The sequence below is a fragment of the Streptomyces sp. NPDC090088 genome (genome assembly GCF_044747345.1).
In the GTDB taxonomy this organism is placed as follows: domain Bacteria; phylum Actinomycetota; class Actinomycetes; order Streptomycetales; family Streptomycetaceae; genus Streptomyces.
Window position 1 is genome coordinate 249,988 of the sequence record NZ_JBIVDZ010000007.1, and the last position, 13,010, is coordinate 262,997.

Annotated in this window: 10 protein-coding genes and 1 pseudogene; 6 read left to right on the forward strand and 5 right to left on the reverse strand. The window is 72.9% G+C overall.

Annotated features, from left to right (window positions below; translation table 11 throughout):
* Nucleotides 1-19 precede the first annotated feature (19 nt).
* The 3 genes from ACIPSJ_RS32120 to ACIPSJ_RS32130 all read left to right on the forward strand — a co-directional run bounded on the left by ACIPSJ_RS32120 (nt 20) and on the right by ACIPSJ_RS32130 (nt 5,232).
* Nucleotides 20-2,215, forward strand: coding sequence for a 3-hydroxyacyl-CoA dehydrogenase NAD-binding domain-containing protein (locus tag ACIPSJ_RS32120; RefSeq protein ID WP_401351172.1), 2,196 nt, complete (start codon nt 20-22; stop codon nt 2,213-2,215).
* 598 nt (nt 2,216-2,813) lie between these two features.
* On the forward strand, nt 2,814-4,436 hold the full coding sequence (locus ACIPSJ_RS32125; protein ID WP_401351173.1) for a thiamine pyrophosphate-binding protein: 1,623 nt from the start codon (nt 2,814-2,816) through the stop codon (nt 4,434-4,436).
* Nucleotides 4,437-4,491: 55 nt separating this feature from the next.
* A complete protein-coding gene (locus ACIPSJ_RS32130; protein WP_355720684.1) occupies nt 4,492-5,232 on the forward strand; it encodes an IclR family transcriptional regulator in 741 nt (246 codons plus the stop codon).
* Here the strand turns inward: ACIPSJ_RS32130 and ACIPSJ_RS32135 are convergent.
* The 3 genes from ACIPSJ_RS32135 to ACIPSJ_RS32145 are packed head-to-tail and all read right to left on the reverse strand — an operon-like array spanning nt 5,224 to nt 8,795.
* The gene (locus ACIPSJ_RS32135; protein WP_401351175.1) at nt 5,224-6,681 is read right to left on the reverse strand and encodes a sugar ABC transporter ATP-binding protein; all 1,458 of its coding nucleotides are present in this window, start codon (nt 6,679-6,681) and stop codon (nt 5,224-5,226) included. The two genes, ACIPSJ_RS32130 and ACIPSJ_RS32135, sit on opposite strands and share 9 nt — an antisense overlap.
* 1 nt (nt 6,682) lies before the next feature.
* Nucleotides 6,683-7,744: a sugar ABC transporter substrate-binding protein gene (locus ACIPSJ_RS32140; RefSeq protein WP_401351177.1), complete on the reverse strand. Its 1,062-nt coding sequence runs from the start codon at nt 7,742-7,744 to the stop codon at nt 6,683-6,685.
* 25 nt (nt 7,745-7,769) lie between these two features.
* Nucleotides 7,770-8,795 carry an ABC transporter permease gene (locus ACIPSJ_RS32145; protein WP_401351179.1) on the reverse strand — a complete coding sequence of 342 codons (1,026 nt, stop codon included), beginning with the start codon at nt 8,793-8,795 and terminating at the stop codon, nt 7,770-7,772.
* A gap of 137 nt (nt 8,796-8,932) precedes the next feature.
* Here ACIPSJ_RS32145 and ACIPSJ_RS32150 point away from each other — a divergent pair, with 137 nt between their 5' ends.
* A complete protein-coding gene (locus ACIPSJ_RS32150; RefSeq protein ID WP_401351181.1) occupies nt 8,933-9,658 on the forward strand; it encodes an SDR family NAD(P)-dependent oxidoreductase in 726 nt (241 codons plus the stop codon).
* Here ACIPSJ_RS32150 and ACIPSJ_RS32155 read toward each other — a convergent pair.
* Nucleotides 9,635-10,381, reverse strand: coding sequence for a MerR family transcriptional regulator (locus ACIPSJ_RS32155; protein WP_401351183.1), 747 nt, complete (start codon nt 10,379-10,381; stop codon nt 9,635-9,637). The genes ACIPSJ_RS32150 and ACIPSJ_RS32155 overlap by 24 nt on opposite strands.
* A gap of 125 nt (nt 10,382-10,506) precedes the next feature.
* Here ACIPSJ_RS32155 and ACIPSJ_RS32160 point away from each other — a divergent pair.
* A pseudogene (locus tag ACIPSJ_RS32160) lies at nt 10,507-10,665 on the forward strand (L-asparagine permease); the annotation flags it as partial.
* Nucleotides 10,666-10,810: 145 nt separating this feature from the next.
* Nucleotides 10,811-11,311: a macro domain-containing protein gene (locus ACIPSJ_RS32165; protein ID WP_401351185.1), complete on the forward strand. Its 501-nt coding sequence runs from the start codon at nt 10,811-10,813 to the stop codon at nt 11,309-11,311.
* 69 nt (nt 11,312-11,380) lie between these two features.
* On the opposite strand, the gene ACIPSJ_RS32170 is transcribed toward ACIPSJ_RS32165, so the two are convergent.
* The gene (locus ACIPSJ_RS32170) at nt 11,381-12,850 is read right to left on the reverse strand and encodes a M1 family metallopeptidase (protein WP_359221736.1); all 1,470 of its coding nucleotides are present in this window, start codon (nt 12,848-12,850) and stop codon (nt 11,381-11,383) included.
* Between the last annotated feature and the right edge of the window lie 160 nt (nt 12,851-13,010).

Below are 13,010 nucleotides of genomic sequence, written 5' to 3' on the forward strand. Positions count from 1 at the left end.
CTTCACGGAGACACGAGCCATGACCGAGAGCACCACCATCCGCTGGGAACAGGACGACACCGGCGTCGTCACCCTCGTCCTCGACGACCCCAACCAGTCCGCCAACACCATGAACGCGGCCTTCGTCGAGTCGATCGCCGCGATCGCCGACCGCCTGGAGGCCGAGAAGGACTCGATCCGCGGAATCGTCTTCACCTCCGCCAAGAAGACCTTCTTCGCCGGTGGCGACCTGCGCGACCTCATCCGGGTCACCCCCGAGACCGCCCAGGACCTCTTCGACGGCGGCCTCGCGATCAAGCGCAACCTGCGCCGCATCGAGACCCTCGGCAAGCCCGTCGTCGCCGCCATCAACGGCGCGGCCCTCGGCGGCGGCTTCGAACTCGCCCTCGCCTGCCACCACCGGGTCGCCCTCGACACCCCCGGCACCAAGATCGGCTGCCCCGAGGTCACCCTCGGCCTGCTCCCGGGCGGCGGCGGGGTCGTCCGCACCGTCCGCCTCCTCGGCATCGCCGACGCGCTGCTGAAGGTCCTCCTCCAGGGCACCCAGTACAACGCCACGCGCGCGCTGCAAAACGGCCTCGTCCACGAGGTGGCCGCGACCCCGGACGAACTGCTGGCCAAGGCCCGCGCGTTCATCGACGCCAACCCCGAGTCCCAGCAGCCCTGGGACAAGCCCGGCTACCGGATCCCCGGCGGCACGCCCGCCAACCCGAAGTTCGCCGCCAACCTGCCCGCGTTCCCGGCGTCCCTGCGCAAGCAGACCAACAACGCCCCCTACCCGGCGCCGCGCCGCATCCTCGCCGCCGCCGTCGAGGGCAGCCAGGTCGACTTCGAGACCGCCCAGGTCATCGAGGCCCGCTACTTCGTCGAGCTGGCCGCCGGGCAGATCTCGAAGAACATGATCCAGGCGTTCTTCTTCGACCTCCAGGCCGTCAACTCCGGCGCCAACCGCCCCCAGGGCGTCGAGCCGCGCAAGGTCACCAGGGTCGCCGTCCTCGGCGCGGGCATGATGGGCGCCGGCATCGCCTACTCGTGCGCCCGCGCGGGCATCGACGTCGTCCTCAAGGACGTCTCGACCGAGGCGGCGCAGAAGGGCAAGGGCTACTCCGAGAAGCTGTGCGCCAAGGCCGTCGCCAAGGGCCGTACCAGCCAGGAGAAGGCGGACGCGCTGCTCGCCCGCATCACGCCCACCGGGGACCCGCAGGACCTGGCCGGCTGCGACGCCGTCATCGAGGCCGTCTTCGAGGACACCGCCCTCAAGCACAAGGTCTTCCAGGAGATCGAGTCCGTCGTCGCCCCCGACGCGCTGCTCTGCTCCAACACCTCCACGCTCCCCATCACCGCCCTCGCCGAGGGCGTCGAGCGCCAGGGCGACTTCATCGGGCTGCACTTCTTCTCGCCCGTCGACAAGATGCCGCTCGTCGAGATCATCAAGGGCGAGCGCACCGGCGACGAGGCCCTCGCCCGCGCCTTCGACCTGGTCCGGCAGATCAACAAGACGCCGATCGTCGTCAACGACTCACGCGGCTTCTTCACCTCCCGGGTGATCGGCCACTTCATCAACGAGGGCGTCGCCATGGTCGGCGAGGGCATCGAGCCCGCCTCGGTCGAGCAGGCGGCGGCTCAGGCCGGCTACCCGGCCAAGGTGCTCTCCCTGATGGACGAGCTGACGCTCACCCTGCCCCAGAAGATCCGCCGCGAGTCCCGGCTGGCCGTCGAGGAGGCCGGCGGCACCTGGCAGGCGCACCCGGCCGAGGCCGTCATCGACCGCATGGTCGACGAGTTCGGCCGCCCGGGGCGCAGCGGCGGAGCGGGCTTCTACGACTACGCCGAGGACGGCAAGCGCGCCGGCCTGTGGCCGGGGCTGCGCGAGCACTTCACCGAGCCGGGCCGCCAGATCCCGTTCCGGGACATGCAGGAGCGCATGCTCTTCTCCGAGGCGCTCGACACCGTCCGCCTCCTGGAGGAGGGCGTCCTGACCTCGGTCGCCGACGCCAACATCGGCTCGATCTTCGGCATCGGTTTCCCCGGCTGGACCGGCGGTGTGCTCCAGTACATCAACGGCTACGACGCCTACGGCGGGGCGGGTGCCGGGGTGCCGGGCTTCGTGGCACGCGCGCGTGAGCTGGCGGACACCTACGGCGAGCGGTTCACCCCGCCCGCGCTGCTGGTCGCCAAGGCGGAGAAGGGGGAGACCTTCACCGACGGGCGCTGAGCCCGGGCGGACCGACGGCGCCGGGCCGGGCCTGCGGACGGGTGCGGTGCCGGGCGGACCGACGGTGCCATGCCGGGCCTGCCGACGGGCGGCGCGCCGGGCCTGCGGACGGGTGCCGTGCGGGCGGACCGACGGCGCTGCGCCGGACCTGCCGACGGGCGCCGTGCCGGGCCTGCGGACGGGTGCGGTGCGGGCCTGCGGACGGGTGCGGTGCGGGCCTGCGGACGGGTGCGGTGCGGGCCTGCGGACGGGTGCGGTGCCGGGCCTGCGGACGGGTGCGGCGCCGGACCTGCCGACGGGCGCCGTGCCGGGCCTGCGGACGGGTGCGGTGCCGGGCGGACCGACGGTGCCGTGCCGGGCCTGCCGACGGGCGCCGTGCCGGGCTGGCCGACGGGCGCGGGCCGGGCACGCGGGCCGGCGCCTGGGCAGGGATGTCGGCGGGTGCCGGGCCAGGGGCGCCGACGCGGCCGAGACGGGCGCGCCGCCCGCGCGGCGGGCCTGTATCGCTGAGCGACACGCCGCGCTTGCTCCCCGGGGAGGCGGAACCGGACGCTGACCGAGCCGGTCACCGGTCCCGCCCCCCCGCCTAGGAGCCCCCATGGGATACCGTCCCGCCCTCGCCCTGCTGGAGATCCTGCGCGGCGAGGGCGTGGACCGGGTCTTCGGCAACCCGGGCACCACCGAACTGCCCTTTCTGGCCGCCCTGTCCGAGGCCGCCGACGCCCCCGAGTACGTCCCCGGCGTCCACGAGGGCGCGGTCGTCGCGATGGCCGACGGCTACGCGCGGGGCACCGGCCGCCCCGCCTTCGTCAGCCTGCACATCGCGGCGGGCCTCGCCAACGGCCTGCTCGGCCTCCTCAACGCCCGCCGCTCCCGCACCCCGCTGGTGGTCACCGCCGGCCAGCAGGACCGCCGCCACCTCCAGCAGGACCCCATGCTCTCCGGCGACCTGGTCGGCCTCGCCCGCCCCGCGGTGAAGGCGGCGTACGACATCCAGCACGCCCACGACCTCCCGCTGGCCCTGCGCCGCGCCTTCGCCCTCGCCGTACGCCCGCCCGCCGGGCCGGTGTTCCTGTCCGTCCCGATGGACCTGATGGCCGAGGAGACCGAGGTCGAGGTCCCGCCCCGGACGGCCGTGCCCCGCCCCGGCCCGGCCACCGGACTGGACCGCGCCGCCGAACTGCTGGCCACCGCGGACCGGCCCGCCATCGTGGCCGGGGACGGTGTCGGCCGCGAGCACGCGCTCGCCGACCTGATCCTGGTGGCGGAGGCCTGCGGCGCCCCGGTCCACCACCAGCCGATGGCCGACTTCCTGAACTTCCCGGCCACCCACCCCCTGTACGCCGGGATGCTGCCGCCCCGCCACGACGTCATCCGCGAGACCCTCGCCCGCTACGACACGGTCCTGATCGCCGGCGCCCACGCCTTCACGCCCCACCACTACAGCCCCGGACCCGCCCTGCCCCCGGGCCTCACGGTCGTCCAGCTCGACTCCGACCCCGACGAGATCGGCCGCAACTTCCCCGCCGACGCCGGACTGGTCGGCGCCCTGGCGCCCTCCCTGCACCGGCTGGCCGGTCTGCTGCGCGACCGGGTGCCCGGCGCGGCGGCCCGCACCAAGGAGGCGGGGGACCGGCACACCGCCGAGCGGGCGGACGCCGAGGCCGCCGCCCGCGCCGCCTACTCCCCGGCGCCCCTGGCTCCCTGGGCCGCCGCGCACGCCGTCGCCGCCGGACTGCCCCCGGACGCCGTGGTGGTCGAGGAGGCCATCACCGTCGGCCTGCTGCTGCGCCGGCTGGCCCGCCTCGACCGCCCCGGCAGCTACACCCACGCCGTCGGCGGCGGCCTCGGCTGGGGCATCGGCGCCGCCGTCGGCCGCGCCCTCGCCGAACCCGGCCGTCCCGTGGTCGCGGTCCTCGGCGACGGCTGCGCGCTCTTCGGCCTCCAGGGGCTGTGGAGCGCCGCCCGCGAGTCGGTACCGGTGCTGTTCGTGGTCATGGGCAACGGGGCCTACCGCACCCTCCAGGACACCTACGCGGCGATGGGCGGCAAGGGCACCTGCCCGGGGACGGAACTGGGGCGGCTGGACTTCACCACGGCGGCCGAGTTCTTCGGGGTGGCGGCGGTACGGGCCGGGAGCGCCGACCATCTCCGGGAACTGGTCGCCGGGTCGGGCGAGTTGCGCGCGCCGCTCCTGGTGGACGTCCCCCTGCGCTCATGAACTCCCCGTGCCCTGCACCTTGTCGTCCCGCCCTCACGACGACCACCATCGCTGCATGACGGACCGCCAGCTTCCGAAGTCCGTGCTCGCCCGCGGCGCTCTCCTCCTGCGGGCCTGCGGTGACGCCGGAACCGCGCTCTCGCTCGCCGAACTCGCCCAGCGCAGCGGCCTGCCCAAGCCCACCGTGCACCGGCTGGTCGGGGAGCTGGTGCGGCTGGGGCTGGTCGAGCGGACCGCCGAGGGGAGTTACCGGCTCGCGCTCGCCCTGTTCGTCCTCGGCCAGTCGGCGCCGACCGTCCGGGAGCTGCGGGACACGGCCCTGCCGTATCTCGGCGATCTGCACGAGGTGACCCGGGAGAACGTGCACCTGGCCGTGCCGGACGGCGCCGACACCCTCTTCCTGGAGAAGATCACCAGCCGGCGCGCGACCCCGATCGTCTCCCGCAGCGGCGGCCGGCTGCCCGCCCACTGCACCGCCACCGGCAAGGTCTTCCTCGCCCAGGACCCCTGCCCGCCGTACCGCGTCCTGCTCCGGCTGACCCCGCGCACCCTGGTGCTGCCCGGCCAGCTCGCCCGCGACCTCGCCCTCACCCGGGCCCGGGGCTTCGGCGTCAACCTGGAGGAGGCCGAGGTGGGGATCTCGGCGGTCGCGGCGCCGGTGTACGCGCCGGGCCGGGGCGAACGTCCCGTCGCCGCGCTCTCGGTGACCGGCGGGACCCGCCGTCTGGACGTGGACCGGGTCGGCGCCCGGGTCTGCGCGGCGGCGCGGGCCCTGACCCGGAAGCTCTCAGCCTGAGGCCTGCTGCACCGCCACCGCCAGCGCCCGTTCCGTGAGCCCCTGGCCGAACAGCTCCCCGGCGATCCGCCCACGCACGAACACCAGTACCCGGTCGCACACTTCCGTCAGCTCGGCGAGATCCGTCGAGGCGACCAGCACGGCCGCGCCGCCCGCCGCCAGCTCGCCGACGATCCGGTGCATCTCGGCCCGCACCCCGATGTCGACACCGCGCGTCGGATCGTCCAGGACGACGATCCGCGGCTCGGTGGCCAGCCACTTGGCGAAGACGACCTTCTGCTGGTTGCCGCCGGACAGCCGCGCCACCATGTCGTACGGCCCGCCGCGCAGCCGCAGCCGCTCGGTCAGGTCGGCCGTACGGCGGACGAGTTCGGCGCGCGGGGGCAGCACCCCGCCCCGGCCGAGCGCGAGCCAGCTCACGGACGTCGTGTTCTCCCACACCGTCCGGTCCGTCATCAGCCCGTACCGCTTGCGGTCGCTGGGCACGAAGGCGACCCCGGCCCGGACCGCGGCCCGCAGCGAGCGCGGCAGCCCCCGGCCGCCGACGTCGACCCGGCCCGCGGACACGGCCGTACGACCGCACACCACCTCCAACGCGTCCAGGTGGCCCGCCCCTTGCAGCCCCGCGACCCCGACCACCTCGCCGGCCCGGACCGTGAACGTCACGTCCGCGAGCCGGCCGGGGACGCTCACCGCCGACAGCACCACCGGCGGCGGCCCCTCGGCCACCACCCGGGCCCGGCGCGCCGGTCGCTCCTGGCTCCCGCCGCCCAGCATCGCCGCCACCAGCTCCGGCACGTCCACCTCCGCCCGCCGGACGCCGGACAGCGCCACCCGGCCGTCCCGCAGCACCGTCACGCGCTGCGCGAACCGCATCACCTCGTCCAGGAAATGGGTGACATAGAGGACCGCGATGCCCCGGGCGGTGAGCGCGCGCAGCACGCGTTCCAGGCGGTCCACCGCCTCCTTGGGCAGCGCGGACGTCGGCTCGTCCAGGACGAGGAGGCGGGGGCTGCGCAGCAGGGCCCGGGCGATCTCCGTCAACTGCTGGTCGGCGAGCGGAAGTTCGGCGAGGCGGATGCCCGGGTCGACGTTGAGGCCCAGTTCGGTGAGGACCGGCCCGGCCGCGCGGTCCGCAGCGGCCCGGTCGACGAGTCCGAACCGGCGCGGCCCGCCGTCCGGGAAGAGGTTCTCCCGCACGGTCAGGTCCGGGAACAGGCTCAACTCCTGGGAGACGACGGCGATCCGGGTGTCGTCCGCCAGCCGTACCGTGCCCGCGTCCGCCGCCAGCGTCCCCGACAGGATGCGGACCAGCGTCGACTTGCCCGCGCCGTTCTCGCCGACCAGGGCGTGCACCTCGCCGCCGCGCAGCGCGATGGACGCCCCGTCCAACGCCCGTACCCCGCCGTAGGACTTGACGATGTCCTCGGCCACCAGGACATCGCCCATGTCAGCGCGCGTCCTTGAGCGGTTTCAGGTTGGCCTGTTCGTCGCCGAGCAGCTTGTCGATCGTCGGTTTGTACCAGTCGTACGCCGCCTTCGCCGACTTCTGCCGGGCGATGATCGCGTCGATGTTCGAGGAGTCCACCACCGCGCCGGGGGAGAGGAACCAGCCCTGCGGCAGCTTGCCGTCCTTGTCGCGGACCGCCTGGATCAGCATCGCCGTGGAGAGATAGCCCTTGAGGAAGTGCTGGGGGTCGATGGTGACGAAGTTCGAGCCGTCCTTCACCGCCTCCAGGGTCTTCGGGTCGACGTCGAACCCCGCCGTCAGCCACTTCCCGTTCTCCGCCTTCTTGATCTTGGCGAGGTTGTAGCTGTCGGCGTCCCCGACCCCCAGGAAGGCGAGCGCGTCCGGATGCGCGTTGACCTGCGCCGACCAGGAGCTGTAGTTCTGCCCGGGATCGCTGTACGTCTGGAACGGGCCGAGTACCTTCACGCCCGGCGCCTCCTTCGCGAAGGTGTCGGAGATCCCCTTGGCCCGGTTGTCCAGCACCGGCGTGCCCGGGTTCGGCACCCCGATGACGACCTCCCCCTTCGGGTTCGCGCCGAGCCGCTTCAGCGCCTCCTTCGCCATCAGCTCCCCGAGGGCGTAATTGTCGTTGCCCACATAGAAGTCCACCTTGCTGCCGTCGGTGGGGGAGGTGTCCAGGGCGACGATCGGGATGCCCTGGTCGACGGCGCGGGCGGCGGGGCGGGTGAAGATCGGCGGGTCCAGGTTCTCCAGGACGATGCCGTCCTTGGCGCGGGTGGTCAGGTTCTGGAAGAGCTGCACCTCGGCCGGGCCGTCCGTGTTGGGCGGGCCCACCGCCTGGAAGTCGACCTTGCCCGCGTGGCTCGCGGCGCTCTCCGCGCCGAGCACCATCTCGTGGGCGAAGTTCAGCGAGATGTTGGCGACCGCGATACCCATGTGCAGCTTGTCGCCCTTGCCGGGGCCGGAGCTGCCACAGCCGGCCGCGCCGAGCAGCAGCAGCGCGCCGAGCGCGGCGGACACCGTACGGAATCGGGGGTGCATCACGGCCTCCCAGGCTCTTCGTGGCTCATTTGCGTCGGCGCCCCGTGCGGCGCAGCGCGCTGTCCGCCGCGACCGCGACGAGGATGACCCCGCCGGTCGCGAACGACGTCCAGTTGATGGGTACTTCGAAGAACACGAGCCCGGCCGCCACGACCGACAGGATCATCGCCCCGGCCACCGCGCCGACCACCGAACCCCGCCCCCCGGCCAGCGGGGTGCCGCCGATGATGCAGGCGGCGATGGCCTGCAACTCGTAGCCCTGGCCGAGGGTCGGGTCACCGGCCCCGTAGAAGGCGAGCGCCAGCGCGGCCGCGCACGCCGTGGTCAGGCCGGACAGCGCGAGGGCCTGGATCCGGGTGCGCACGACCGGGATCCCGCTGAACTCGGCCGCGTCCGGATTGGAGCCGATGGCCCGCACCCGCGCCCCGAACCGGGTCCGTGACAGCACCACGGCGAGCAGCACTGCCACCGCCAGCAGCACCCACAGCGCGAACGGCACCCCGCCCGGATCCCCGCCCGCGAACGTGAAGAACGAGTCGCCCAGCGGCAGATCGGTGATCTGCCTGCCGTCGGCGAGCGCCAGCCCGACACCCCGGTACAGCATCAGCGTGCCCAGCGTCACGATGAACGACGGCAGCGCGAGCAGCGTCGTCACCAGCGCGTTGAACACCCCCAGCACCGCGCCGGTCGCCAGCATCACCGGCACCGCCAGCCAGGCCTCCACCCCGGCCCGCACCAGGAGCGCCCCGACCACCAGGACCATCGCGTACGTCCCGCCCACCGACAGGTCGACCTCGCGCATCGACAGCGCGAACACCATCCCGCACGCCATCAGCGAGATGTAGACCGAGTTGTGCGCGGTGGACAGCAGGTTGCCGCTGCTCAGGAAGTCCGGGTACGGGATGCCGATCGCGGCGACCAGCAGCCCCAGCACCAGCAGCACGCCCAGCTCGTCCCGGACCAGGCGGCCCGCCAGCGGGCGGCGGCGCGGACCGTCGCCCTGGTCACGGGCGCGCTCGGCGTCGTCCACGGCACGCTCGGTCTCGGTCATCGGGCACGGCTCCCGTACGGCTCACGCTGGGGTGGGGCCTGCAGCGTCGATCCCCCGGCCGGGCACGGCAACCGGCCCGTTCCGCCGAGTGGAATGAGGCCTTGCCCGCCGCGCCGACGGGTCCTCACACTCACCGCATGGAGACACGGACCGCACTGGTGACCGGAGCGGCACAGGGGCTCGGGCAGGAGTTCGCCGTCGCCCTCGCCGGGCGCGGCTACCGGGTCGCCGGCCTCGACCTCGCCCCGCAGACCGGGACCGCCGGGAAGGTCCTGGACTATCTGGAGCTGGTCGTCGACGTCACCGACGAGGAGCAGGTACGGGCGGCACTGCGCCACGTGATCGACGCGTTCGGCACCCTGCACGTCGTCGTCAACAACGCCGGCGTCTACCCGGCGCGGCCCTTCGAGGAGACCAGCGCCGAGGAGTGGCGGCGGGTCATGCGCGTCAACCTGGAGGCGCCGTTCCTGGTGACCCGGGCCGCGCTGCCGTACCTGAAGGCGGCGGGCTGGGGCCGGGTCGTCAACATCGTGTCGGCGGCCGTGTTCACCGCGCCGCCCGACATGGTCCCCTACGTCGCCTCCAAGGCCGGCCTGATCGGCTTCACGCGCGCGCTGGCCGGGGCGCTGGGCCCGTACGACATCACGGTCAACGCGATCGCGCCCAGCATGGTGCGCACCGCGACCGCCGAGCGCACGGTCGGCGCGGACGGCGGCTTCGAGACCGTCCGCGCCGGGCAGGTCGTGCCCCGCACCCAGGAGACGTCCGACCTGGTCTCGACGCTCCTGTACGTGGTGGACGAGGGCAGCGGCTTCCTGACCGGGCAGACGCTCAACGTGTCAGGAGGATCGGCCTTCCTCTGACTCCGGTGACTCCGGGAGCGACTCCGGCAGCCACTGGTGGACCTCCGCCCTGAGCGACCGCTGGAAGGTCGTCAGCAGCGCCTGCGCGATCAGCGGCTGCATGTGCGCGGACAGGGACTTCACGTCCTCCTCGGCCCGCTCCGCCACCTCGGCCCGGAACAGCTCCGACAACTCGCGCGCGGCGGCGCGCGAGTGCTCGATCAGCACCGTGCGCGCGGCCAGGATCGCCTTCTCGGACAGCGGTACGTCGAGGAGCTGTACGGCGAGCCGGAGCAGGCCGGGGTCGACGCGGTAGGCGTCGCCGTCGGGCCGTACGACGTCCATGGCGACGAGCCGCTCGATGTCCTCCTCGTCCAGCGGCCGGCCGGCCCTTCGCCGCAGCTCCTGCGCGGTCACCGTCTCCTCGGTGTCCGGCGCCCAGGAGGCGACCACGGCCCGGTGGACGGCCAGGTCGTGGTGGCTGAGGCCGGGCGGCAGCTGGTTCAGGTAGCGCTCGATGGCCGCCAGTGTCATCCCCTGGTGCTGGAGCTCCTCGATGAGCGCCAGCCGGGCCAGGTGCCGCCGCCCGTAGTGCCCGACCCGGCGCGGGCCGATCACCGGCGGCGGGAGCAGCCCCTTGGTGCCGTAGAACCGGACCGTGCGGACCGTGGTGCCGGCCCGGGCGGCCAGCTCGTCGATGGTGAGCGCCGGGTCCCCGGAGTCACTGTCGGTGTCGGTCGTCATGCCCAGCAGTATCGCTGTCACACCGGCACTGTGACACCGGGGGATCAGGTGGGACGGGCGGGCGTTTGTTCATTCGATGTTCCCGAGCGCGATCCGCTCGGGCGCACCAGAGAGTGGAACCACCTGTGAGCAAGGACGCCGTCGGCACGGCACAGGCCGTCGCCACCCGGACCGGCGCGGACCGGTCGCCCGTGGACGCGGGCGACGCCGGGTACAGCAAGGACCTCAAGGCCCGCCACGTCAACATGATCGCCATCGGCGGCGCCATCGGCACCGGCCTCTTCCCTCATCCCCGTGATCGCGGCCCTGCTCGTCACCGGCTGGTTCGGCGTCCGCCGCAGGGTCTCCACGACGGCCGACCAGGAACTCTCCCGGCTCACGAAGTAGCAGGTCGGCGCCACTGTCAGTGGCATCGCCTACGGTGGCGTCATGTCGGAGGCCAAGGAGATCACCTACATCCGGGGCGACGCCACCGCCCCGTCGGGCAAGGGCGTCAAGGTGATCGCCCATGTCTGCAACGACCTGGGGGGTTGGGGAAAGGGCTTCGTGCTGGCGCTCTCCCGCCGCTGGCCGGAGCCCGAGAAGGCCTACCGCGCCTGGCACCGCGACCGCGCACACAACGACTTCGCGCTCGGCGCGGTCCAACTGGTCCGCGCCGACCGCTACATCTGGGTGGCCAACATGATCGGCCAGCGCGGCACCAGAACCGGCAGCAAGGGCGTACCCGTCCGCTACGAGGCGATCGACACGGCGCTGACCGCCCTGGCCGACAAGGCACTGGAGCTGGGCGCGTCGGTCCACATGCCCCGCATAGGCTGCGGCCTGGCGGGCGGCAAATGGTCCCGAGTCGAACCACTGATAAAGAACCGCCTGCTCACGCACAACATCCCGGTCACCGTCTACGACTACGGCACCGAAGCGCCCCTTTAGGGGCGCGGGGAACTGCGCGACCAGCCACAACGGACCCGCAGCCCCCCACCCACCGAACCCGGCAACCCCTCAGTGCACGTCGTTCGTAGCCTCGATCTTCTTCCAGGACTTCGGCTGCCCCGGAGCCACCGCCGCCTTCAACGCCGGCGCCACCGGCTTCGTCGGCTCGAACAACCACGCATCGAACAAGGAGCCCAGCGACTTCCCCGACACCTTCTCCGCATACGCCTCGAAGTCACTCACCGAAGCGTTGCCATACGCGTGCTCCTGCGGCCACCCCTTCAGGATCGCGAAGAACGCGTCGTCCCCGACCGCGTTCCGCAGCGCCTGCACGGCCAGCGCCCCCCGGTCGTACACGGCGATGTCGAACTGGTCGTCCGGCCCAGGATCCCCGGGCGCGACCGTCCAGAACGCGTCGTCGGCCGGATGCGACGCGTACACGTAGTCGGCGAGTTCCTGCGTCGTGCCCTCGCCCTCGTGCTCCGACCACAGCCACTGTGCGTACCGCGCGAACCCCTCGTTGAGCCAGATGTCCTTCCAGCCCTTGAGGGAGACGTCGTCGCCGTACCACTGGTGGGCCAGCTCGTGCACGACCACCGACGTGTTGGAGCCGTTCGCGAACTGCTTGGGGCTGTAGTACACGCGGGTCTGCGTCTCCAGCGCGTACCCGGTGGTGGTGTTCGGCACGTACCCGCCGGCCGAGCTGAAGGGATACGGCCCGAAATAGCCGCTCAGCCAGTCGACGAGCTCCCCGGTCCGCTCCACGCTCGCCCGCGCCGCCCCGTCGTTGTCGCCGAGGTCCTTGCTGTAGGCGTTGACGACCGGCACCCCGCCCTCGGAGGTGCTCGTCGTGATGTCGAACTTCCCGACCGCCAGCGTGGCCAGATAGGTCGCCTGCGGCTTGTTCTGCCGCCACGTCCAGCGGGTCCAGCCGAGCTTCGAACTCGTCGACTGGAGCAGCCCGTTGGAGATGACCTGGGTACCGTCCGGCACGGCCACCGAGACGTCGTACGTCGCCTTGTCCAGCGGGTGGTCGTTGCTCGGGAACCACCACCAGGCGGCTTCCGGCTCGTCCGCCGCGACCGCCCCGTCGGGGGTGCGGTGCCAGGTGGTGAAGCCGTACGCGCTCTTCGTCGACGGCACCCCGCTGTAACGGACGACGACGGTGATCGGCGTGCCCTTCGCCAGCGGGGTCTTCGGCGTGACGACCAGTTCGTGCTGACCGGAGGTGGCGAAACCGGCCGTCGCCCCGTTGACCCGCACCTCGCTGACGTCCAGCAGGAAGTCCAGGTCGAAGCTGGACAGGTCCTGCGTGGTGCGCGCCAGGATCGTCGCCGTGCCCGACAGCTCGTCGGTCGCGGGCTGGTACTGCAGACGGAGGTCGTAGTGCGAGACGTCGTAGCCGCCGTTGCCGTAGTCCGGGTAGTAGGGGTCGCCGATACCCGGCGCGCCGGGGCCGTAGCTCGCGGCCGATGCCGGGATCGCCAGCAGCAGGGAGGCCGCCGCGAGGACACCCGGCGCGAGGATTCTGCGGTGCAAGTGAACTCCAGGTCGGTAGGGGGCCGAGACGCACCCGCCACACCGCGACGGGGAACGCCAAGTCGATGGAGCACAAAACTGTTCGGAGCCTATTCAGTCCCTGTGTCCCTCTGCCTGTCCACGGCCCCTGCTGTCACACGATCGCCATTCGGCCGCAATC